Here is a 24086-nt window from a genome sequence, read left to right as displayed (position 1 = left end):
ATTGGAGGGACAAGTATAGAACTCTATTTATCATCAATCTTTTCTTCTTTTATAATTGTATATAATGTCTCTGCTTCTTCTTTTCGTACAATTTCACGTAATGAATTCACACGTACGTGAACTATCTTTTGTCCGAAACGTATTGCTAACTCGTCCCCTTCGGATAGTTTTGTAGAAGCTTTTGCTGTGTTGCCATTTACTGAGATTCTACCTTGCTCAGCAACTTCTTTTGCTAGAGTTCTCCGTTTAATTACGCGAGATATTTTCAAAAATTTGTCTAGTCTCATTTATTTTCCTCCTCTTTTTTCACCTTTTTCGCTTCATTCCAGTAATCATCCATTTGCTCAAGAGAAGTGTTTTCGAATGTACGATTATTCTCTAATAATTTGTCTTCAATATAACCAAAACGATATTTGAATTTATTGTTGGCACGATTTAACGCGATCTCTGGATGTACGTTGTAATATCTAGCTAGATTCGCCATAACAAATAGGACATCCCCTATTTCATCTTCCACTTCGTCTAAATTCTTTTCTCGAACTGCTTCTTTCACTTCTTCAATTTCCTCATAAAGTTTGTCCCAAACTCCCCCGACGTCTTCCCACTCAAATCCAACTTTCGCTGCTGTTTTCTGTATTTTATATGCCGTTGATAGAGAAGGTAGGTGGTTTGGAATACCATCTAAAAGTAATGCTCGTTGATGGCCTTTTTCTTCCTTTTTCAATTCTTCCCAGTTCTTCTCTACTTCATTGGCATCTTGTACATTTTGATTGGAAAACACGTGAGGATGACGATGAATCATCTTATTGGTAATCGACAGTATAACATCCTCGATAGAGAAGTAACCATTGTCCTCTCCGATTTGACTATGGAGCAACACGTGCATCAATAAATCTCCAAGCTCCTCCATAATATTATCGTCATCTTCTGCATCAATGGCATCGATTAACTCATACACCTCTTCAATAGTATGATAACGTAAGGATTCGTGTGTTTGTTTCTTATCCCATGGACAACCATTTGGACCTCGTAGTGTCTTCATAACTTGACGGAAATGATTAAATGTATGACGAAGTAATTCATCTGGGACCGGAGGGACATAAACTGAGATTAGATTACTCGTCCACATTTTTTGATCTAACTCTTCTAGTGTTACTTTCACTATCTGCTCATTTATGCTTCCTGCCGCTTCTACGATATATACTTCAAAATCAGCAGGCAAGTCTTCTAATAACGTTAATTTTACTTCAGAGGCGATAAATGCGTCGTACACTTGGCAAATAAACAGATGGTTTTTTAAGTTTAATTGATCGCGGTGTAAATCCGTCCCGTCCACAAATTGAAATCCATCTATCGGATCAATCTTCATTGCAGTAAATAAATCATCCAAATAGCTCTGTCCACCTAAAATACTTACTTCTACCTCCGTCTGTGCTAATAAAAGCTGCGTTGTTTTTTCTGCCAACATCGGATGTCCCGGAACCGCATAAAGAATGGTTTCATTGTCTTTTTTTGCCTGGTGAATTAATTCCGTTACAATCCGTTCATAAACAATTGAAAATGTTTCTTCTTCTTCATATAAATGATCAAAAGAAACAAACTTCACTTCTTCTGTTTGTAATTCGGTTATAACCGGATGTTCAATTGTTCTTGTTAGGACAGGACCTGAAGCTTGAATGAGCTTTTTATACATACCAAAAGGTAACTGATCCAAATTCCCAGCGCCCAGTCCAATGATTTCTATTTTGCTCATAATTTATTCCTCTTTTCCGCTAACCGTAGTAATAATGTCGATTTGGGTAATAATTGTAATTGATGTTTCGTAAATCCTTGCATACGTAAAATAAATATAAAGTATATGATACCACCACTAAAGCAAACAGCCATCAAATATATTAATAAAAACAATCGAGAACCCAACCATATTTCTGGAATAAAAAGCTTCCAAATACACACATAAAAAGTAAGGATACCCGCTGCAACAAATATACTTTTCCATTGTATAGAGCGAGAGATGTGTAATTCTGGTAGTTTACGTCGTATTTCCATCATAATTAATAAAAACAAACATAACAGACTGCATACCGTCGCAATAGCAGCCCCCATCATTCCTAGATTTGGAATCAATAACTGGTTCCCTATCCATTTAATAAAAAAGGTAATTGCAATAAATAGTGCAGTACGTTTAATATACCCAAACCCTTGTAAAACGGTTGATCCTATAATGGCCAATGTAGCAAAGACAACCGATAACATAAGAACACGTAGTTCTATGCTCCCCTGTTCATTTTGAAATAGAAGCCGATTTATTTCAGGCAATAATAATAGTAATCCAATAACAGCTCCAATTACAATGTAAAAACCAGTTAGAAATGCCGTTCGTACATATGTATATACATGTAATTTTTCCGTTTTTAATTTTTTTTCACTAATCATCGGGAGAATCGTTAATGCAATCGATGAGCCTAAGACGGTGACAAGCTGTATCAGTGGCTGTCCCCGATCGAATACACCCTTTAACTCTTTGGCCTCTATATTTCCCCAACCAAACTCTAATAGCTGTGGTACGAAGGTGATAGCATCTGCTAATTGAATAAACAATAGCGTCATATGATTCATTGCAGCAACAATTCCAAGAATTAGCACAGTTGATATAAAAGGTTTAATAGAAAAGCTATTGTCACTATTTTTCGGGAAAGATTGTAGTTGATTTCTCTCCTTAACATAGAAAACCAATAAAATTATTGTAGCCATACAAATTCCAAAAAATGTCGCATATACTGCCGCCATTCCTATCCAATCGATGGAATAGGACGAAAAAGCAACCAAACACGCTGCACTAATGATAATACCCACTCTTACTAATTGCTCTCCAATTTGTGATACAGCAGTTGGTATCATTTGATACATTCCTTGAAGTACTCCTCGAAAAAGAGCAACAACAGGAATAAATAAAAATACAATTGCGGTTAACCGATAGGACCATATAAGTGAAGCTTCATTTATTGTTTCTGCCAATAATGGTGCACTAATCCATATTACAGCTGCTAGCAAGAAATGAAATATACATAATATGGCTAATATCGGTGCATAGAAGGAATTCCATGTTAATCGTTTTTCTTGTGAAAGTTCTCTGGAAGTCACTGCTGAAATAGCGGATGGAAATCCATACAATGCAAGCATCGTTGCTATACCTAGTAGTGGATAAATTTGCTGATATATATAAAAGCCCATATCCCCTGTTAGATTCTGTAAGGGAATACGGTAACCAGCGCTAAGTATTTTACTAAGCAATCCGGCAATACTTAACCATAATGCTCCTTTTACCAATCTATTGGTATCATTCTCTTTCATAATGTATTTCCTTTACTTCAATGAATTTCTCTAATTATAACATATTTCATAATCGGCTTAGATGATATAAAGGTTGTGAATATATCACAGGGCATAAGAAAACCTCAGGGGAAAATTCCTGAGGTACTTATGTCTATTCCATTTGTTTTGCTAAAAATGTTGATGCCGTCTCTGCTGCTTTTTGCTCTATTTTGCTTAGCTTTTCTTCTTTTGAAAAAATCATTACACAGCCGATAGGATCTCCATTCGCAATGACGGGATGAATACAATACGATTGCAATTGTTGTTCTTGTCCATCAATAATTTCAATTGATTTCGAATCTACCTCAAATACTTGTGAACGACCTTCAATAGTATCTGCTATTACATTGCTTATCGGTTTATTCAAGTATTCTTTTTTGGATTCCCCAGCAACTGCAATAACATCATCGCGATCAGTAATCATTACCGGAGTCTGAAGAGATTGAAATAATGCTTCTGCATATTCTTTAGCAAAATGTCCTAATTCATTGATTGGGGAATATTTTTTTAGAATAACCTCCCCTTCTCGGTCAACAAAAATCTCTAGTGGATCCCCTTCTCGTATACGTAAGGTTCTTCTGATCTCTTTAGGAACCACAACTCTCCCCAGATCATCAATTCGACGTACAATTCCTGTTGCTTTCATTCTAAGTAGCCTCGCTTTCTAAATGATGATTCTGGTCCACATGTATTTCCTCATAATTAATTTTTGGAAAAACACGAAACAATCACCAGCTGTGGTTTTAGTATAAATCATCCAGTAATAACTATACATTCCAAATAAAATTTTTATCGATTTGTTTTATCTAGCTGTTTTATAAAGCTTGTAACCGTATCATATCGCTTAAATTTTGAATCTTTACTCCACTTAATTCCAATTTTTAACTTTTTATTATCTGTGCCAAGTCCAATATCTCTCCCATACTCATTTGCTAAAGCAAATAGCTTTGATCCATCGATTTCTTGGCTACGTGATTCATCGACAAGCATTTCTATCTTTTTAGGTGTCTCTAAAATTGACTCTACACGCTGTATTTTCGCATACATTTTCATTTCACTTACGGTAAATAAATGTTCTACTTCCTGCGGATAATCACCAAACCGATCAATTAATTCATCTTTTAGATCACCAATCGCTTCTTCACTATCCAGTGTTTGAAACTGTTTATAGATTTCAATTTTTTGTTTTTCATCCTCTAGATACTCATCTGGAATGTAAGCATCTAATTTCAATGAGAGTTCTGGTTCAAATGGTTTGATTTCTTCAAGTTCTTTTCCTGCTTTTCGTGCATCTATTGCATCTTTCAGCATTTGAGAATACATATCAAAACCAACAGAATCAATAAATCCATGTTGTTGTGACCCTAATAAATTCCCGGTGCCACGTATGGATAAATCACGCATTGCAATTTTAAAACCAGATCCAAGCTCTGTAAATTCCTTAATTGCTTGCAGGCGCTTTTCCGCGACTTCTGTAAGTACTTTATCTTTTTGATACGTAAAGTATGCATATGCTACACGATTCGACCTTCCTACTCGACCACGTAATTGATAGAGCTGACTTAATCCCATGTAATCGGCATGATTGACGATTAACGTATTTACATTCGGTATGTCTACCCCTGTTTCAATGATGGTCGTACTAACGAGAATATCAAATTCTCCCTCTAGAAAACTAAATATAACATTCTCTAATTCAGACTCGTTCATTTGTCCATGAGCAACCGCAATTTTTGCATCTGGAACAAGCATACCTAAATCACGAGCTACCTTATCTATATTCTCCACACGATTGTATAAGAAGAAGACTTGGCCGCCTCTTCCCATTTCTCGTTCGATCGCTTCTCTCATGAAAATAGGATTATACTCCGTTACATACGTCTGAATAGGGAAACGATTCTCTGGCGGTGTTTCAATAACAGATAAATCCCGCACCCCTAGCATCGACATATGCAATGTCCGCGGGATTGGTGTCGCAGTTAATGTAAGAACGTCTACATTTGTTTTCAATTGTTTTATCTTTTCTTTATGCTTCACACCAAATCGTTGCTCTTCATCCACAATTAATAATCCTAAGTCTTTATACTCTACGTCTTTGGATAAAATTCTATGGGTGCCGACAACTACATCAACATTTCCACTCTTTAGTCCTTTAGTTGTTTCTGTTTGTTGTTTTTTGGTACGAAAACGACTCAATAACCCTATATTGATAGGATAATCTTGAAAACGTTCTCGAATCGTTTCATAGTGCTGCTGTGCTAAAATCGTTGTTGGCACTAGTATCGCCACTTGTTTCCCATCAGATACTGCTTTGAACGCAGCACGAATTGCCACTTCGGTTTTTCCATAGCCAACATCTCCACAAAGCAATCGATCCATAGGACGTTCTTTTTCCATATCTTCTTTAATTTCTTGAATACAACGTAACTGATCTTCCGTCTCCTGATAAGGGAACGATGCTTCGAATTCATGTTGTAATTCAGAGTCTGGCGAGAAAGCATAGCCTTGCTTCGCTTCCCTTTCCGCATATAGTTTAATTAGATCATCAGCAATATCCTCAACAGACGATTGTACTTTTCGTTTTACTTTCGTCCATTCTGATCCACCGAGCTTGTATAATTTTGGTTCTTTTGCTTCTGATCCAACAAATTTCTGAACAAGATCAATCTGATCAATCGGTACAAATAACTTATCATCACCAGAATATTTGATTAACATATAGTCTTTATGCAAGTTGCTTACTTCTAAAGTTTCTATACCTAAATACTTACCCACACCGTGATTGGCATGAACAACATAATCTCCTATTTTTAGTTCCTGATAACTTTTAATGCGCTCGGCATTCGATACTTTTGGTTGTTTTCGTTTATGCTTCATTCGCTTCTTAAACAACTCTTGTTCCGTAACAACCGCTAGCTTATGCATAGGAAATTCCGTTCCAGACTGGATATTTCCAACAATAATAGTAGGCATTTTAACTGGTAATACCGGATCTTTCTTACTTATTTGTGTCTCAATATCATAATCATCTAGTATAGAATGAACCTTTTCTGCTCTTTGTTCATCTGCGGCAAGTATTATGACGGAGTAATCACCTTTATCCCACCGTTGTAATTCATTTTTAAATAAATGCATCTGACCATGAAACTCCTGCATCGTTCGAGAAGATAGATTAATAACATTCTCAGGATTGGTATTTGGAATATGACGCATAAATACAGACATATAAATACGTTGTTGATTCATGCCCTCCATGACTTCATCCCAACCAAATGAAAATCGACTATTTTGCACCATCTTATTTCCTTCTAATAGGCTGGCATACCATTCTGCTTCCTCATGGTCTAGATTTATTGCTGTTTCACCGATTCTACTCATCTCATCAAAGAAAACGAGACCGTTATTAGGTAGATAATCTAATAAACTAGCTGGATTTGTGTACAGATATCCAATATATTTATACATTTCTTGAAAACGCTCTAACTGTTTAAAACGCGAAATATCATGTTCGATGACCTCTACCAATTGTTCTTTTGCTTCTGGTTTATTCATTTTTCTTAATGTTGTAGCTAATGCTTCTTCTAATTGTTCGGAAGTCTTTAATAAATCCTCATCCGTTAATAACAATTCACTTGCTGGACCGATACTAACTTCATCAAGTCTATCCAGCGAACGCTGAGACTCTGCATCGAAGTATCGAATGGAGTCGACTTCTTCATCAAAAAGTTCAATACGGATTGGGTGTTTTTCCGTAATCGGATAAATATCAATAATTCCACCACGTTTACTGAATTCTCCCGGCGAGGTAACCATAGAGGCATGCTCATATCCCATGTCTACTAGTGAACTCATATAGTGATCTATCTTAATATCATGACCTAATTTAAATAGAAGTTGATAATTATCCCAATAATTTTGTGGTGGAAGGATACGCTTCAAGGCAGCTACTGGTGCAATCAAAATTCCTGACTTATGGCGTGTCCATTCTGTCAATGCCTCTATTCGCTGTGCACGTAATTCCGGACTTGCAATCGCAATTTCTGAAGCAATCAATTCATTGACTGGATAAAGGTAGACACGTTCATCATCTACTAGCTCAACGAAATCATCATATAGTTGCTGTGCTTGAGCTAACTGATGGGTCACAATTAACACAGGTCGATAAATCGATTCATGAATAGCAGAAATTACTAAACTTCTAGCAGAACCACTTAACCCTGCTATCATCTGTTCTTTCATTCCACTAGTTACTCCTTCAACTATGGAATGAATATCTTCTTTTGATTTTAAAAATGTATGAATAGCTTTCATCGTTTGTCCCCTCTTATAACTGTATGTAAAAGCGCAAAAATGCCTTGGTTTATACCAAAGGCCCTTAAAAATATTTGCTTTATATCTTATTGTAAAAAGAAATCTAATTCATGGTAGTTTGGATGCTGTTCCAGTGTACGTTGACAATTTTCACAAATTGATTTCACCCGCATATTACCGTCTTGATCATAATATATCATATCGGTTAAATCTTTATTTGTTAATTGATCAAATCCAAGTAAAGATACATCAATTTCCTTTTGATCTAGTTTTCCAATTCGTTGACCACAATGCCTACAATCATAATAAATTGTCATTTTACCACCCCAGTTAAACAATCTGTTACTAACAGTTTAACCGGGTTGAATTAGAATATACTTAATATATGATAAGCTATGCTCTACTGGTTAAAATCATTCATGACTTCTAAAAATGGTTTGCCTTTTATCCAGGCCTCTATTGCATCAGCCGCTTTTTCCACGCTCTCTGTCACTGCAGAAGTCTCTTGTTTTGGAAATTTACCTAACACATAATCAATCACTGGAGTGGCATTCATTGGTCGTCCAATACCTAAACGAACTCTCTTGAAATCTTTTGTGCCTAAATGATCAATCGTAGAGCGTACACCATTATGTCCACCATGACCACCTTTTTGACGAAGTCTAATTTTTCCAGTAGGTAGATCTAAATCATCATAAATAACTAATACATCATCTATATCTATATCAAAATAGTCCATTAACGGACCAATTGATTTACCAGAGAGATTCATAAATGTTTGAGGTTGTAATAGGATGACTTTCTCTCCATCGATATATTCTATGGAGTAATCCCCTTCAAACTTTGAATTATTTAGCTTCCATTTATAACGATGTAATAATTCATCAATGACAAAAAAGCCAATATTATGCCTCGTTTTTTTATATTTTCTTCCAGGGTTCCCTAGACCAACAATAAGTTTCATTTATATTCTTCCTTTTTAGTCGATGTTTAAAAATCTAAAAATAAGACCTTCAATGTACAAAATTCTCTGAGGATACGATCACAGCTGTAAGCTTACCTAACCTTAGTCGTTTTTTCTTTTTGAACTCGTACTTTTATTATCATATACAAATACAACAACCCTTCTTGTCAAGAAGCATAACTCTATCCTAACAAAGAAGGGGATTTTTCAGTTGCATTATATTATTATTACATTTTTATTTAATACTTATCTTCTTATTCTTCGTCTGTAGAGTCTTTCTCAGCACCTACTAATTCCGGCTCTGCATTTTCATCTACATCGTCTGTTTCTAGATCTTCTTCAGTTGTCGGTGGTGTAATTGAAACAACAGAAGTATCTGGATCTTCTAATATTTCATAGTTACCTACTACTTTAATATCAGATACCATTATACTATCACCAACATCCAAATCAGATACATCGATAACAATTTCTTCTGGAATTTCATTCGGTTTTGCACGAACTAATATTTCATAGAATGGCTGTTGTAATACGCCACCCTCTTTTTCACCTTTGGATTCCCCATCAAGACGAACCGCTACATTTACATCCATTTCTTCGGACATATTCACAATATAGAAGTCTGCATGTAGTAATTCATCTTTAATCGGATCAATTTGGTAGTCATGAAGCATAACATCAACACTATTATTCTCTACTTGTAGAGATATAATTGCATTTCGACCTTCATCTCGAACCGTTTTTACTAATTCAACACTATCAACTGAAACATTTTTAGGGTCTTTTGCTTTACCGTAAACAACCGCTGGTACTCTTCCGCTTAACCTAATTTGTTTTGTTGCTGATTTTGTAAGATCTTCTCTTTTCGTTGCGTTTAATTTTACTGCCATTAAAATCACCCTCCAAGTTTATTAAAAACATTCGTTATAACTTATATTTTCTTTTTGTTAAATACTTATGCTTCATCTTGGTTGTAAAAAACGGTCAATATCATTAATACCCGAAATCAGATCGTACTAAACATTAATCAAAAAGGATACTTACGGATTGCATTTCATGAACGCGAATAATCGCTTCACCAATTAATGGAGCTACCGATAAAGCTGTAATTTTTGCACTAAATTTTTCATCAGGTAATGGAATACTATCAGTAATCACTAGTTCCTTAATTTTAGAGTTATCGATGCGCTCGATCGCAGGTCCAGATAAAACAGGATGTGTACAACATGCATATACTTCTTTTGCACCGTTCTCAATGAGGGCATTCGCTGCAAGCGTAATGGTACCAGCAGTGTCAATAATATCATCAATTAATATCGCTGTTTTCCCTTCAATATTCCCGATGATATTCATGATTTCCGCAACATTTGGTTTTGGTCGACGTTTATCAATTATTCCAATTGGTGCTTTTAAGCGGTCTGCCATTTTTCTTGCTCTTGTAACTCCTCCATGGTCTGGAGAGACAACAATAACGTCATCCAGATTTTTCTGTTCAAAATAGCTCGAAAGAATTGGAACACCTTGTAAGTGATCAATAGGTATATCAAAAAATCCTTGAATTTGTGGTGCATGTAAATCTAATGTAATCACACGATTTGCACCTGCTTTTTCAATTAAATCAGCTACTAATTTAGCCGCAATAGGTTCTCTAGAACGAGCTTTACGATCTTGTCGTGCATAACCATAGTATGGCATTACGATATTAATGGATTTTGCAGAAGCTCGCTTTAATGCATCAATCATAATTAACAATTCCATAATATGCTGATTAACAGGGGCACAAGTAGATTGTACTACATATACATCACAGCCACGAACACTTTCCTCAAGGTTTATTTGTACTTCTCCATCACTGAATTTTGAAACCGTACATTTTCCTAAATTTGTTCCTATATGTGTAGCAATTTCATTTGCTAACTCAGGGTTTGAATTTAATGAAAAAACTTTTAACGACGAATCTTTATAACTGGATGTCATTTTTTGATTACCTCCATAAAATTGTTAATCTATTTTTTGAATTTAGATGCATATTCTTCCTTATTCGTTTGTCTTGCTCTTGCTATCGATAATGCATTTTCGGGTACATTTTTTGTAATAGTAGATCCGGCAGCTACGTAAGAACCTTTTCCAACCGTTACAGGTGCAATTAGATTCGAATTACAACCAATAAATGCATCATCTTCAATTGTAGTTAAATACTTATTCGTACCGTCATAATTTACTGTAATGGTTCCGCAGCCAACATTAACACGTTCTCCAACGTCAGCATCACCAATATAGCTTAAATGAGATACTTTACTATGGTCTCCTAGGGTTGTTTTCTTAATCTCTACGAAATTTCCAACCTTTGTATCGTTACCCACGTGTGACGCTGGTCTAATATGGGCAAATGGACCAATATTTACTCTATTCCCTATTTTACTACTTGTAGCAACACTATGTCTTATGACAGTTTCCTCTCCAACTTCACAATCCTCAAGTTCAGTATGCGGGCCGATTTCTGCCCCAGTACGAATAATTGTTTCACCCTTTAATACTGTTCCAGGATGGAGAATAACATCTGATTCAATTTGTACATCCGGTTCAATATAAGTTTGTTCAGGATCAATAATACTGACACCATTGCGCATATGTTCTTCATTAATGCGCTTTTTCATTATTTTTTCAGCTTCTGCAAGTGCTATAAAATCATTTATTCCAATTGTCTCATCAAAATCAGGAGTCAAGAACGCACTAACCGTATCCCCTTGATGGCGCAATATCTTAATTACATCAGGTAAGTAATATTCGCCTTGTGCATTATCATTGGAAACCTCTTTTAAAGCAGCAAATAAGGCTTGATTGTCAAAACAATACGTCCCCGTATTAATTTCCTGAATTAATCTTTCACCTTCATTGGCATCTTTATGTTCAACGATTCTCTCAACCTCGTCTTGATCATTTCTAACGACACGACCGTATCCCATTGGGTTTTCTACTTTGGTTGTAAGAACACTTGCTTTAGCTCCTGTTTGCTCATGATATTGAATCAGTGCTTCGAACGTTTCATCACGAATAAGAGGTGTATCTCCACAAGCAACAACTGTTACACCCTTTTCATCTTTCAATAGATCCTCTGCCTGTAAAACAGCATGGCCGGTACCTAGCTGTTCCTTTTGATATGCAAATTCACTTGAAGAGCCAAGTTGTGCCTTCACCTTTTCTGCTCCAAATCCAACAATAGTAACAATTTTATTTAAGTTAACCTGTTGCAGCTGATCAACGACATGTTGCACCATTGGTCTGCCAGCAACTGGATGAAGCATTTTATGTAGCTTTGATTTCATCCTAGTCCCTTGCCCCGCTGCTAATATTACAGCAAATCGATTCGCCATTAGGAAACCTCCATTATCTCTAAATATCCACTTAAAAATATATCGTAATTGGCCCATCTTTTCAATAAAAGTGAAAACATTGATACATTAAAGGAATTAGTTGGAAACAATAGAATATTATGGAGTGTCACAGCATCTAGCTAAAAAGCAAGCTACAAAGGACTAAAGTCCAATTATCGCAAAAATATATCGTTTCAGTACAATTCCCTTATAGGATAGAAAATTTCGGGGAACTTTTTTGATAACAACAAAAAAGAAGGATAACCTGCTTTAAGATTAAATCCTTCTCCTATCACAATCATATTTAATTATGAAGCACCTGCTTCTTCGTAGTTTACTTCATCTTCGCCCGCCTTTTGATATTCCGCTAATACAGCTTCTTGGATTTTAGAACGGGTTCCGGAGTTAATAGGGTGTGCTATGTCCCTAAATTCACCATCTGGAGTTCGTTTTGATGGCATAGCCACAAATAGTCCATTATTACCGTCGATTACGCGTATATCATGGACAACAAACTCTTGGTCTAACGTGATTGATGCAATCGCTCGCATTCTTCCTTCTGTATTTACGCGGCGTAATCTAACGTCAGTCACTTCCATGATGTTTCACCACCTTTTCTCTTTGATCTTACTTCTTAACTAATTCAACAAAACAAATAAAATTCCTGCTTTAAATTGCAAAAAAAATGAAATATTTTAATAATAATATAAGAAAAAGGTAATAGATGAAAAATCACGGATAAAAAGACCTAATAAATTATACATCTAATTGTTATAGTTACCTGGTAATATCGTAATTGTATTATTTTGTAGATCTACATGCGAAATTTTTATTAAAGAAGTATAGTCATTAACAATTCTTTCTTCCTCATCTTCAGCTTCTGCTAATACACCAATTGCTTTTACTGTTGCATTAAATTCTTCCAGTAAACTCTTTATCCCAGCAATTGTTCCTCCTGCCATCATAAAATCATCAATGATACAGACATTCGATCCTTCTTTTAAACTACGCTTAGGTAATACCATTGTTTGTATCTTACGAGATGAACCAGATACGTAATTAATACTAACAGATGATCCTTCCGTAACTTTTGGATCTCTTCTGGCGATCACTACTGGCACACTTAAAAATGAGGCAACAGCATACGCTAAGGGAATTCCTTTGGTTGCTACCGTTACAATTGCATCTATTTCTAAATTGGAAAAACGAGAAGCAAACACTCTTCCAATTTCACGAACCATTTTTGGATCTCCTAATATATCACTCATATAAAGATATCCACCTGGCAAAATACGGACTGGGTCTTCTAGTTGACGTTGCAGTTCCGTTATAAATGCTTCACTTTTTTCAGAAGTAAATTCTGGTATATAATGTACTCCACCACCAGCTCCAGTGGTTCGTTGTAAATATCCCATTCCTTGCTGCTGAAATACGTCATGAATGATATCTAAATCTTCACTAATCGAGGACTTCGTTGTATTACAAAGCTCTACAAAATGAGTTAGTTTAATGTGCTTTCTTGGATTTTCCAGGAAATAATCTGTCAAAACTACTAATCGATTACTTCTTTTCACGTTGTTACACCTCCAAATCCGAATGTTTTAAATATAATATATCATTAATATACGACTTTAAACAATACTCACCCTAAAATCCGTACCAATTGTACATCCTCACAAAAACCACGCATACTATTATAAATCCGTTGTGCTTTACTGAAATGTTGCACTAGACCAAATACAGTTGGTCCGCTACCACTCATTATCGCTCCATCTGCACCAGCTTGTAGCATTGCATTCTTAATTCGGAAAACCTCCGGATGAATCGCAAATGTTATATCTTCCAAAGCGTTTCCTAAACTCATACAAATTTGATAAAAATCTCTTTGTTGTAGTGCCTCTAAAACTTTTTTGGTATCAGGATGATGAAGGTTTTGTAGATTAATCCGTTCAAAAATCGTTCTAGTGGATACTCCTATATCTGGTCTTGCAGTAATTACCCAACAGTGTGGTGGTGATGGAAGCAACTCAATTTGATCTCCGAACCCTTTTGCGATTGCTGTCTTTCCGTATACACAAAAAGCTACATCCGCCCCCAGGTTTGAACCTAATGTTGCTAAATCTTTCAAAGGCGCATTTACGTGAAATAAGCGATTTAATCCTCGTAAAACAGCTGCAGCATCTGTACTCCCTCCAGCAAGACCTGCAGATACAGGAATGTTTTTTTCAATATGGATACGAACTCCGTATGGAATTTGATATGTGTTTTTAAATAATTTAGCTGCCTGGTAAGCTAAATTTCGTTCATCACTGGGAACATATCTGCTTTCCAACGCAACTTGAATCTCATCCTTAGGAAGTTGTTGTAATTCGATTCGGTCAGATAAATCAATGGTTGTCATCACCATTTCAACATCATGATAACCATCATCTCGTTTATGCAAAACATCTAAAGACAGATTAATCTTTGCAGGTGCTTTCTCCATGACAATCACCAGATCACCTACCTTTCTTTCTTTATACACGGGCTTAAAAATATAGATTATTGTACCATATTCGAGATATTGAGGCGAATAAATATTAAATCGAGGTATAAATACTTCCTTAAGTAAATTCTCAAAAGACGAATTAAAAAAAAGACAAATCCCTAAATTTAGGATTTGCCTCTCATCTGTTGCTCAGCGATCTCTATTGCTCGCTTCACCATATTTCCGGCATCCCTTGATTTAATGCCTCCCCAACCTTCTTGCTTTACCGTATCGTAAAACCCTAACTCCTTAGCTATTTCCTCTTTCATTTGCGTTGACATAATTCCACGTCTTCCCATGAAAAAGTTCCCCCTCTAAATAAGCTTTTACTATCCGGCAACTATAGTTTATGTAACTTTATATAAGATAGACGAGTTAGAATTATCCAAGCGAGGTAGTAATTAAAATGCATAAAGTGGAGACTTACGTCCTGTGGTTTCCTTCAGATACCTCTTTTGCTTTGCCTCATCTACATGCGGGATAAATAAGAATATGTATTATTCATTTCCTGAAGCAAAAACATATGAAATCAAAAATTTTATACTTACTAAAAAAACAGTAGACGAAGACTTGTCTACTGTTTCTAAGTTATTGTTGAACTTCTTTTAGAAAATTCAACTCTACCGTCTCTGTTAGTATGTCTGCATAGCTATAGGAAACACGTTCGAATGCATTTTCGTCTTGATCAAGCTCTACGATAAAAACGGATGGGTATGTCTCTGCCAGTATTCCACACCGTTCAATCGTCTTTCTCCGTCCACCATTTGCTTTGAGTGTTAATCGTTGACCTACCTGACACTCAAGACCTTGCTTAATTTCTATTAATGTCTTTGCCACTACACTCCACCTCACATAGGATAATTTTAACATACCCCTGTCCAAAAGTCAAACAAAACTTTATATTATATCAGCATATTGTTTTTGCTGTCAACAATAATTTTTGTCTATTTATGTTATTATGTGTAGATATTCATTAAATATGTATATTTTGTTAAGAAAAGCAAACTGATAATCATTTTAGATAGCTAATAACTGTCTATAAATAAAAAAAGAGCCCTCTCTTTTCTGGAAGACTCTTTACATTTCCTCTTCATTACTATCCTCTACAAAAGGCATACCCGTTCGTAATAAACCTTTCGTTTCGATACCACCTAATCCTCTTTCTCCTGTTAACGTGTTTCTAAGTGCTTCCCAAACCGATACACTCTCCATAAAAGGTGTATATGCTATTTTGGCAACAATATAAACAGGATCTAACGCATGGATATTTACTCTCGAAGGGGAGCTAGCAAAATTGGCACCAGCGCGAATAATGGATTCAAAATGTGACTGACATGCGCCCGCAAAAATAATTAACTGATCAAGGTTAGGGACCACTCTTCTTGCTTCCCTTACTGTTTCCACGAAATACTTTGAATGCCGATATGCACGCAAATCATTCTTTAATCCCTTGTTTTTTGAATATGCATCATGACCTGTAATAACAAGTATATCTGGTTGAATACGTTCCAATAGATCATTAATTTCTTCTGGCATTTGCACTTCTGTTAAATGCACCCCGTGAACTTGTAATCCTATTCGTTGATATAATTGTATACATTTTCGTAAATAGTTTGCATCTCCATCCATATGCAATACTTTCGCAGGTAATTGAAAATAATTGGCTGCATTCGAATACCCTTCGGTTGCCTCATAATTTCGTTTTTCCTTCATTAACTGATAATCTTGCCTAAATAATCTATACGATGTTTCTTGCTTTTCTTTTTCCTGTTCTTTTCTTCTCTTTTTCTCTCGCTGATCTACTTTTGTTAAATCATTAAGAGGGGCGTCTGCAGCTAATCGCATATCCTCTCCATGCAAAACAGCGATATCTTTTTTAATCTCTATTACACGAAATAATAAATCATGTTCATATGACTTTCGTGTCACCAGCTCTCCATTTGCAATAACCATCAGTACACCTCACACGATATGTCTCCTATACCATATGAGAAAAAGCAGGCTATTGTGCCTTTTGCATACCAACCTACTATACACATTATTTAAGTTCTTGGTATTGATAAAACGAATTTGCTACTTGTGCGAATTCGTCCATGGTCAGTGACTCGCCTCTTCGAATCCCATCAACCCCTGCTTCTTGTAATATGTGTTCAATTTTCTCTTTATCATGAACTCCTTTAAAAAAGCGGGAGAGATTATTTTTTAATGTTTTACGGCGCTGTGCAAAGCTTGCTTGGATAATTTCAAAAAAGAAATCTTCATCGGTAACATCTACAGGAGGCTGTTGCCGGATAGTTAGTTGCAATATACTTGAATCGACATTCGGTTGTGGCATAAATACTTGCTTTGGTACATTCATTACTACTTTTGCCTCGCTATAATATTGTACTGCAAGACTTAAGGAACCATAGCTTTTCGAATTCGGTTTGCCAGACATTCGATCTGCTACTTCTTTTTGAATCATGACTGTTAAACTTGTTACTGGTAACCGGTCACGAATTAATTTCATTAAAATAGGAGTCGTAATGTAATACGGTAAATTTGCCACGACATGAACTTCTTGACCTTCTTGAAAATGTTCTGCAATAACTTGTGTCACATCCGCCTTTAAAATATCTTGGTGGATCACAAATACATTCGAATATTCACCCAATGTATCTTCTAATATAGGCAATAGTCGTTGGTCAATTTCAAATGCAACAACTTTATCCGCATGTATTGCCAACTGCTCCGTCAATGCTCCAATTCCTGGACCAATTTCAATTGCAGCAGTATCTTTTGTAATACCTGCATGGCGGATGATATTTTGTAAAACCGAAACATCCACTAAAAAGTTCTGTCCTAAACTTTTTTTAAATGTGAAATGATATTTACCTAAAATTTCCTTCGTTCTAGAAGGAGTTGCGATGTATTTGGTCGTCATGTTGAACCTCCTGATCTATTAATTCCATAGCTTCATCTAACTGTTTTTTACTAATTTGGAACTGTGTGAGTCGCTTTAATAATTGCTTACCGTTAGTGTGTCCGATTTTCAATCGTTTCCCTAACCTTTCACGGCGTACACTTGCCTTTTTTCCACCAATTAGTCCATAATCAATAAGGTCCGCCTTATTAATATCACTTGTTTTCATTTCCTCTAATTCATATACATGTTCCAACGCTTTTTGTATTGCTTCTACACTGGCATGTTCAATTCCTAAACTCGCACGGTCAGATTTATTATTTTTGGCTTCTTCTTTTGGTAAAAAAGCATGTTTACATCCTGGGATATGTTCATTAATAATATTACGAATACGTTCGCCCGGGTAATCAGGATCCGTAAATATAATTACTCCACGTTTTTCTTTAGCATGACGAATTTTTTCCAATGTTTGTTTGTTTATCGCTGAACCATTCGTTTCAATTGTATCCGCATCGACTGCTAATTGGATTCGAGCTGTATCATCCCTGCCTTCTACCACAATTATTTCCTTCACTCTCATAACCTTTCCTCCGAACATACAAAAATAATGCTCTTACCATAATAGCATGATAAGAGCATTTTATCCTTCGTCATATAAAAATATGCTAATCTAAAATTGTCACTTTCACAGTGCGTACACCCCATGCATACGCATCAGAACTAGATGGCACATGCACATCGATACGATTGCCGACAATATTGCCGCCCGTATCTCCAGCAACAGCTTCACCATATCCTTCTACATGTACTTTCGTACCAAGTGGAATGACGTTAGGGTCTACTGCGATAATTTTCATATTGGGATTACTACTTAAATTAATGCCGGTAGCAGTAACACCAGAACAACCACTACAACTAGCTGTAAAAGCACTAGCTTTCATTGTTAAAGTTTTTCCATTTGAACCCGAACTCGCATTCTTAGATGATTGATTGGTATGATTGCTGGATGCTTGCTGAGCTTTAGGTTCTTTTGTTCCAACTGCAATTACTTTTGCTACACTGTCTTTTACAACTTCGTCAATAAGTTCTCTGTCTACTTCATCCCCGTTCTCCATCGTAACCATGTATGTTTTTGTGACTTGACCATTTTCACCCTCAGTAATTACTTTTTCTTCTCCCTTTGGCAAGGAGCTATCCTCTTTTGTTTGTGTTTCATAATCAATTGTTTCTTCGACTACTTTTTCTTCCTCTGTTACTCGAACTACTTCTATTTTGTCTCCTTTTTCAACTTCTTCATCTAAACCAGGAGTTATTTTATCTTTGCTGTCTTGATCATAAGATACCCCAGCCTTTTCTATAATTTCTTTAACTGTTCCGCCAGTTGTCATGACAGTTGTGTTGTCATTTCCATTCTGAATCTCTACCTCAAAGGCTGTTATAACATCTATGTGTAGTCCATCTTCTATCTTACTTGAAGTTTTATGAGATAATTGATCGTCTTCTGTAAACATTAGATTATTTTCCTCAAAAAATGCTGCAATCGTTTCGGCAGTTGTACTGTAATCTTTTTCTTTGCCATCAATAGCAATGGTTATATCTTTAGCAGCTACATAATCAATTGTCATTCCTGATTGAATCAAGGCATCCAATTGATGCGATAAGAGATCATGTTTGCCAACATCAACTCCTAATTCGGTCAGAAGCTCTCCAACAGTATCTTTGTGTGTGTTGATTGTTTGTTCTTCTCCGTTTTCAGCAAATACTACTTCCGCTTTTGTCGCTTCGTACATTACAAAACTCGAAAAAAGAATTAATACAAAAACACCAATACCTGATGTTATCAATTTCTGTTTCGACCTTGATAACCTTGAAATTAGCTTCATCATAAAAGCCCCCCTCACTTCCAATTGATTATATTAACAGGTATATGCAAAGTCAAAGCTATTCCGTTTACGGTTCGTTTACAAACCAATTACATTTATCCTGGTAATTCATCAATAATCTAGGGATATTGGACGAAATGCTATGATGCACCTAGTCCTAAAGCTTGTTATCAAATTGTAAAAAAAGGGGATAAACAGTCCGTTTATCCCCTTGATTTTTTCCATTTTTTAGTTCGATTATGACAATAAAGAGTAATTTTTATTCGTTAATATTAAAAAATTGTCTTGCATTCCTAGTAGTAATTTCACCAATTTCTTCTACACTCATATCTCTTAAAGAAGCAATTTGTTCGGCGACTAATCGAACATAAGCAGGCTCATTTCTTTTTCCTCGATTTGGATGAGGAGCTAGAAACGGCGCATCTGTTTCAATTAATAAACGGTCTAAAGGAACTTCTTTTGCAACTTCTTTTGGAAGCGGTGCGTTCTTAAAGGTTACAGGTCCACCTAAAGAAATATAGAAATTCATGTCCAAACAATCTTGTACATATTTGACCGAATCATTGTAACAATGCATAATTCCGCCAATCTCTTTTGCATTTTCTTCTTGTAAAATTTTTATAATATCTTCCGTTGCTTCTCGATTATGAATAATTATCGGCATGTTTACTTTTTTTGCAAGTGCTATTTGCTTACGGAATACTTCTTTTTGAATATCCCTTGGTGATTTATCCCAATGATAGTCAAGCCCCATTTCTCCAATGGCAACCACTTTTGGATGGAAACTTAATTGTTCAATCCATTTAAGATCTTCTTCAGTCATATCAATAGCATCTACAGGGTGCCAACCTACTGCAGCATAAATAGCCGGATAGCTTTCTGCAATCTCTATTGCTAATGGTATTGTCTCTCGATCAAACCCGACAACCACCATATTCTTCACGCCGGCATCATACGCTCGTTGAATAGTTTTTTCACGATCGTCTTCAAATTGTTTCGCATTTAAATGTACATGAGTATCAAATAACATACCTGTTCATCCTTTTCTTTTTGTTGAATAAAAATCGAGCTATAATTCGGATATCCAAGAACTGTCACCCAATTATAGCTCGGTATGAATTACCTGTTAGTTTTTACTTTTTACTTTAGTTCTTTTACACTTAAGAAATTGACGAACCATTAGGGGCTTCACTTGGTGCTTCGACAATTTGTAGTTTGCCGTCGTATTCCGCTGATAATATCATACCTTGACTAATTTCTCCACGCATTTTACGTGGCTTCAAATTAGCGACGATGACAACTTTTTTCCCGATTAATTGCTCCGGGTCTGAGTAGTATTCAGCTATACCAGAAAGTATTTGTCGATCTCCTTTATCTCCAGCGTCTAATCGGAATTTTAATAGCTTATCTGCGCCTTCTACTTTACTACAATCTTTAACTTCAGCCACTTTCAGCTCAACCTTATCAAATACATCATATTTAATCTGTTTTTCTTTTTCAGATATAAGGTCAGTCTCATTAGGATCCCAGTCGCCAGCCTCATCTTCTGAAGTAGTACCTTTTGCGCCATTAGCCATTTGTTCACGAATATACGCAGCTTCTTCATCCAAATCAAGACGAGGAAAGATTGGTGTACCTTTCTTAACAACGGTTGTATTTTTTGGGAAATTGCCGAAACCAATTGTATTCCAATCTAATCCATATTCTTCTCCTAGACCAAGTTGTTCTGCAATTTTCTTCGGTGCATGAGTTAAGAACGGTTGTAACATAAGTGCAGCCGCATGTAAACTTTCTGCTAAATGAACCATTACACTTGCTAACTCATTTCTACGACCTTCATCTTTTGCTAATATCCAAGGCTCTGTTTCATCAATATATTTGTTCGCTCTCGAAATTAAGATCCAAACTTGTTTTAATGCATCACTAAATTGCATGCCTTCCATTTGTTTTTCATATTCTTCGACGGCGTTATTTGCAATTGTTTGTAATTCACCATCAACACTCGTTACTTCACCTTTAAATTCAGGCACCTTTCCATCAAAATACTTGTTAATCATCGCCACTGTGCGATTTAATAAGTTTCCAAGATCATTTGCTAAATCGTAATTTACTCGAGAAATAAAATCTTCCGGTGTAAAAACTCCATCGCTACCAAAAGCAACTTCACGCATGAGGTAGTAACGAAACGCGTCTAAACCATAACGTTCGACAAGCATTTCTGGATAAACGACGTTCCCTTTTGATTTCGACATTTTTCCATCTTTCATTAAAAGCCAGCCATGGGCAAAGACTTTTTTTGGTAGAGGTAAGTCTAGAGCCATTAACATAATCGGCCAATAAATAGTGTGGAATCGTACGATCTCTTTTCCAACCATATGCACATCCGCTGGCCAAAATTTGTCATAAAGGGAAGTATCATCTGTACCATATCCTAAAGCTGTAATATAGTTGGTAAGTGCATCAATCCATACATATACAACGTGTTTTGGATTGCTTGGAACCTGTACCCCCCAGCTAAATGTTGTACGAGAAACTGCTAGATCCTCTAAACCCGGTTTAATAAAGTTATTAATCATTTCATTTTTTCGAGATTCTGGTTGGATAAATCCTGGATTGTCCTCATAGAATTTTAACAAGCGATCCGCATATTTACTCATCCGGAAGAAATAAGATTCCTCTTTAATTAATTCTACTGGATGTCCACTATCTGGAGACTTACCGCCGATAACATTTCCATCGGCATCTCTTTCAACATCCTCTAACTGTGTTTCAGTATAGAATGTCTCATCAGGAACCGAATACCATCCTTCATACTCATCTAAGTAAATATCACCTTGTTCTAAGAATCGTTCAAATATGTCCGCGACTACTTTTTTATGTTGTTCTTCTGTTGTACGAATAAATTTATCATTACTAATTTCTAACGTATTCCATAATTTTTTCATCCCTTCAGCCATATCATCTACATAGGCTTTTGGAGAAATATTCATCTCTTTCGCTTTTTGTTCTATTTTTTGTCCATGCTCATCACTACCTGTTAAATAAAAAACGTCAAATCCACGCATGCGTTTATATCGTGCCATTACATCACATGCGATTGTAGTATACGCATTTCCAATATGTAACTTTCCACTAGGATAGTATATTGGCGTCGTTATATAAAATGCATTTTCTCTTGCCATTCGTGTGCCTCCTAAATCTCTTCCTTATTATATATAGATTCTATTGTAGCTATTATAACGTAATTTGCCAAATCGTGTACATTTACCGCTCTTTGCTTCTTCTATACCGTTGCCATTATTGTGACGAAATAAACGGTGACCAAAGAACTAATCAAATTTTTCCACTTTTAGTAAAATTTGATTGACAAGTGAGCAATTTGTTGGTATTCTGATTTTAATATAGGTGTCGAACCATGGCGATTTTTTTATGTAGTATCATCAATAAGGAAAATTCGGATAAATACTTGTTTGAGGAGAGTTAATATCCGTATTTTTTCGAGTATGGGGGAGTCAAACAATGAAATCAACTGGAATTGTACGTAAAGTCGATGAATTGGGCCGTGTAGTAATACCCATTGAATTACGTCGCACATTGGACATCCACGAAAAAGACACAATGGAGATCTATGTAGATAATGATAAAATTGTTCTCAAGAAATACAAACCTAATATGACTTGTCAAATTACTGGAGAAGTTTCCGATGAAAATTTGTCTATTGCAAATGGTAATTTAGTCCTCAGTCCAGCAGGTGCTCAAATTCTGTTGGAAGAAATACAGTCCCGTTTCAAATAAGCCATATTCGGTGCTAAATCTTATTTACGTTGTATAAAGAAAGCTGACAACTCTATTGAATTGTCAGCTTTCTTTATGTTTGGATATGATAAGCCTGATAAACTTCTCGTTTAGGAATTCCTCGATCTACTGCAGTTTGCTTTATCGCTTCTTTACTGTTAAAACCTGACGTACTTATATAATAAGTGACATGTTCATGTAAAGTCATTGACTCCCACCATGTCGATTCTTGTCGAATATCGGCTTCATCCGACATATTTCGACCTTCCACCATGACAACAAATTCTCCACGCATTTCATTTTTCATACACCATGAAAAAATTTCTTCTGCTGTCCCTCGAACATACTCTTCAAAGCGTTTGGTTAGTTCTCTACCTAATGCCATATTTCTATTTCCATATGTCTCTTGGATCACTTCTACTGTATCCTTAACCCGATATGGAGATTCATAAAAAACGATTGTACCTTCTGTTTTTTGTAAATCCTCTAGTATTTGTTTTTTCTCTTTTTTCTTCCGGGGTAAAAAACCATAAAAAGTGAAGGGTTGTGTCGTTAATCCTGAACCTACTAATGCAGATAGAGCTGCGTTTGCCCCTGGAAGAACAATTACTTTTAATTCCTCTGCTATTGCTGCTTGTACAAGTTCAACACCCGGATCGGATATTGCAGGCATACCAGCATCACTGACTAATGCGACCATTTCTCCATCTTTTATTCGCTCCATCAGCTGATTCACACGACTTTGATGATTATGTTCGTGATAACTAATTAAAGGTGTCTCTATCTCAAAGTAATGCAGAAGCTTCTTCGTATTACGAGTATCTTCTGCAGCAATTACCGATGCTTCTTTTAACATACGAATGGCACGATACGTTATATCTTCAAGATTTCCAATTGGTGTTGGTACTACATACAAAGCGGCATCCTCATTCTCAAAGCTTTTTTGTATATTCAC

Annotated in this window: 23 protein-coding genes; 1 reads left to right on the top strand and 22 read right to left on the bottom strand. The window is 36.0% G+C overall.

The annotated features are described in order from the left end of the window. Nucleotides 1-23: 23 nt before the first annotated feature. The 21 genes from AQ616_RS03490 to metG form a co-directional block, all read right to left on the bottom strand. The gene (locus tag AQ616_RS03490) at nucleotides 24-287 is read right to left on the bottom strand and encodes an RNA-binding S4 domain-containing protein (protein WP_017798824.1); all 264 of its coding nucleotides are present in this window, start codon (nucleotides 285-287) and stop codon (nucleotides 24-26) included. After that, complete coding sequence (gene yabN / locus AQ616_RS03485) at nucleotides 284-1753, bottom strand: bifunctional methyltransferase/pyrophosphohydrolase YabN (protein ID WP_017798823.1); 1470 nt, start codon at nucleotides 1751-1753, stop codon at nucleotides 284-286. The genes AQ616_RS03490 and yabN overlap by 4 nt, the downstream gene beginning before the upstream one ends. Further along, a complete protein-coding gene (locus tag AQ616_RS03480; protein ID WP_069685068.1) occupies nucleotides 1750-3354 on the bottom strand; it encodes a putative polysaccharide biosynthesis protein in 1605 nt (534 codons plus the stop codon). The genes yabN and AQ616_RS03480 overlap by 4 nt, the downstream gene beginning before the upstream one ends. A 133-nt stretch (nucleotides 3355-3487) precedes the next feature. After that, nucleotides 3488-4021, bottom strand: coding sequence for a stage V sporulation protein T (spoVT, locus tag AQ616_RS03475; protein WP_017798821.1), 534 nt, complete (start codon nucleotides 4019-4021; stop codon nucleotides 3488-3490). Nucleotides 4022-4164: 143 nt separating this feature from the next. Further along, on the bottom strand, nucleotides 4165-7686 hold the full coding sequence (mfd, locus tag AQ616_RS03470; protein ID WP_069685067.1) for a transcription-repair coupling factor: 3522 nt from the start codon (nucleotides 7684-7686) through the stop codon (nucleotides 4165-4167). A gap of 86 nt (nucleotides 7687-7772) precedes the next feature. Further along, complete coding sequence (fin, locus tag AQ616_RS03465; protein WP_017798819.1) at nucleotides 7773-8003, bottom strand: anti-sigma-F factor Fin; 231 nt, start codon at nucleotides 8001-8003, stop codon at nucleotides 7773-7775. An 83-nt stretch (nucleotides 8004-8086) separates the two neighbouring features. Next, nucleotides 8087-8650 (bottom strand): aminoacyl-tRNA hydrolase, encoded by a 564-nt coding sequence (pth, locus tag AQ616_RS03460; protein WP_017798818.1) that lies wholly within the window; start codon nucleotides 8648-8650, stop codon nucleotides 8087-8089. A gap of 254 nt (nucleotides 8651-8904) precedes the next feature. Continuing rightward, nucleotides 8905-9540 carry a 50S ribosomal protein L25/general stress protein Ctc gene (locus AQ616_RS03455; RefSeq protein WP_069685066.1) on the bottom strand — a complete coding sequence of 212 codons (636 nt, stop codon included), beginning with the start codon at nucleotides 9538-9540 and terminating at the stop codon, nucleotides 8905-8907. 133 nt (nucleotides 9541-9673) lie between these two features. Then, nucleotides 9674-10627 (bottom strand): ribose-phosphate diphosphokinase, encoded by a 954-nt coding sequence (locus AQ616_RS03450; protein WP_017798816.1) that lies wholly within the window; start codon nucleotides 10625-10627, stop codon nucleotides 9674-9676. A gap of 29 nt (nucleotides 10628-10656) precedes the next feature. Beyond that, entirely contained in the window at nucleotides 10657-12024 is a 1368-nt protein-coding gene (gene glmU / locus AQ616_RS03445) for a bifunctional UDP-N-acetylglucosamine diphosphorylase/glucosamine-1-phosphate N-acetyltransferase GlmU (RefSeq protein WP_069685065.1), read from the bottom strand. A gap of 308 nt (nucleotides 12025-12332) precedes the next feature. After that, the gene (gene spoVG, locus AQ616_RS03440) at nucleotides 12333-12623 is read right to left on the bottom strand and encodes a septation regulator SpoVG (protein ID WP_011064459.1); all 291 of its coding nucleotides are present in this window, start codon (nucleotides 12621-12623) and stop codon (nucleotides 12333-12335) included. Nucleotides 12624-12788: 165 nt separating this feature from the next. Continuing rightward, on the bottom strand, nucleotides 12789-13598 hold the full coding sequence (gene purR, locus AQ616_RS03435; RefSeq protein ID WP_017798814.1) for a pur operon repressor: 810 nt from the start codon (nucleotides 13596-13598) through the stop codon (nucleotides 12789-12791). 68 nt (nucleotides 13599-13666) lie between these two features. Then, a complete protein-coding gene (ispE, locus tag AQ616_RS03430) occupies nucleotides 13667-14518 on the bottom strand; it encodes a 4-(cytidine 5'-diphospho)-2-C-methyl-D-erythritol kinase (protein ID WP_069685064.1) in 852 nt (283 codons plus the stop codon). A 158-nt stretch (nucleotides 14519-14676) separates the two neighbouring features. Then, nucleotides 14677-14850: a small, acid-soluble spore protein, alpha/beta type gene (locus AQ616_RS03425; RefSeq protein WP_011064456.1), complete on the bottom strand. Its 174-nt coding sequence runs from the start codon at nucleotides 14848-14850 to the stop codon at nucleotides 14677-14679. 289 nt (nucleotides 14851-15139) lie between these two features. Then, complete coding sequence (veg, locus tag AQ616_RS03420) at nucleotides 15140-15388, bottom strand: biofilm formation stimulator Veg (protein WP_011064455.1); 249 nt, start codon at nucleotides 15386-15388, stop codon at nucleotides 15140-15142. Between the two features lie 240 nt (nucleotides 15389-15628). Further along, a complete protein-coding gene (gene yabG / locus AQ616_RS03415; protein ID WP_017798812.1) occupies nucleotides 15629-16504 on the bottom strand; it encodes a sporulation peptidase YabG in 876 nt (291 codons plus the stop codon). Nucleotides 16505-16589: 85 nt separating this feature from the next. Further along, a complete protein-coding gene (rsmA, locus tag AQ616_RS03410) occupies nucleotides 16590-17474 on the bottom strand; it encodes a 16S rRNA (adenine(1518)-N(6)/adenine(1519)-N(6))-dimethyltransferase RsmA (RefSeq protein ID WP_069685063.1) in 885 nt (294 codons plus the stop codon). Then, the gene (gene rnmV / locus AQ616_RS03405) at nucleotides 17443-18033 is read right to left on the bottom strand and encodes a ribonuclease M5 (RefSeq protein ID WP_069685062.1); all 591 of its coding nucleotides are present in this window, start codon (nucleotides 18031-18033) and stop codon (nucleotides 17443-17445) included. The genes rsmA and rnmV overlap by 32 nt, the downstream gene beginning before the upstream one ends. A gap of 85 nt (nucleotides 18034-18118) precedes the next feature. Next, complete coding sequence (locus tag AQ616_RS03400; protein WP_084822426.1) at nucleotides 18119-19339, bottom strand: G5 and 3D domain-containing protein; 1221 nt, start codon at nucleotides 19337-19339, stop codon at nucleotides 18119-18121. A gap of 256 nt (nucleotides 19340-19595) precedes the next feature. Further along, nucleotides 19596-20366: a TatD family hydrolase gene (locus AQ616_RS03395; protein WP_017798808.1), complete on the bottom strand. Its 771-nt coding sequence runs from the start codon at nucleotides 20364-20366 to the stop codon at nucleotides 19596-19598. Between the two features lie 130 nt (nucleotides 20367-20496). Beyond that, nucleotides 20497-22518, bottom strand: coding sequence for a methionine--tRNA ligase (metG, locus tag AQ616_RS03390; RefSeq protein WP_069685061.1), 2022 nt, complete (start codon nucleotides 22516-22518; stop codon nucleotides 20497-20499). Between the two features lie 337 nt (nucleotides 22519-22855). Here metG and AQ616_RS03385 point away from each other — a divergent pair, with 337 nt between their 5' ends. Beyond that, nucleotides 22856-23131: an AbrB/MazE/SpoVT family DNA-binding domain-containing protein gene (locus tag AQ616_RS03385; protein ID WP_017798806.1), complete on the top strand. Its 276-nt coding sequence runs from the start codon at nucleotides 22856-22858 to the stop codon at nucleotides 23129-23131. Between the two features lie 73 nt (nucleotides 23132-23204). On the opposite strand, the gene rsmI is transcribed toward AQ616_RS03385, so the two are convergent. Continuing rightward, nucleotides 23205-24086: a 16S rRNA (cytidine(1402)-2'-O)-methyltransferase gene (gene rsmI / locus AQ616_RS03380; RefSeq protein ID WP_017798805.1), complete on the bottom strand. Its 882-nt coding sequence runs from the start codon at nucleotides 24084-24086 to the stop codon at nucleotides 23205-23207.

Source organism: Oceanobacillus sp. E9 (assembly GCF_001741975.1).
Lineage (GTDB): Bacteria > Bacillota > Bacilli > Bacillales > Amphibacillaceae > Oceanobacillus > Oceanobacillus kimchii.
This window is presented reverse-complemented; position numbering and strand designations above follow the sequence as displayed.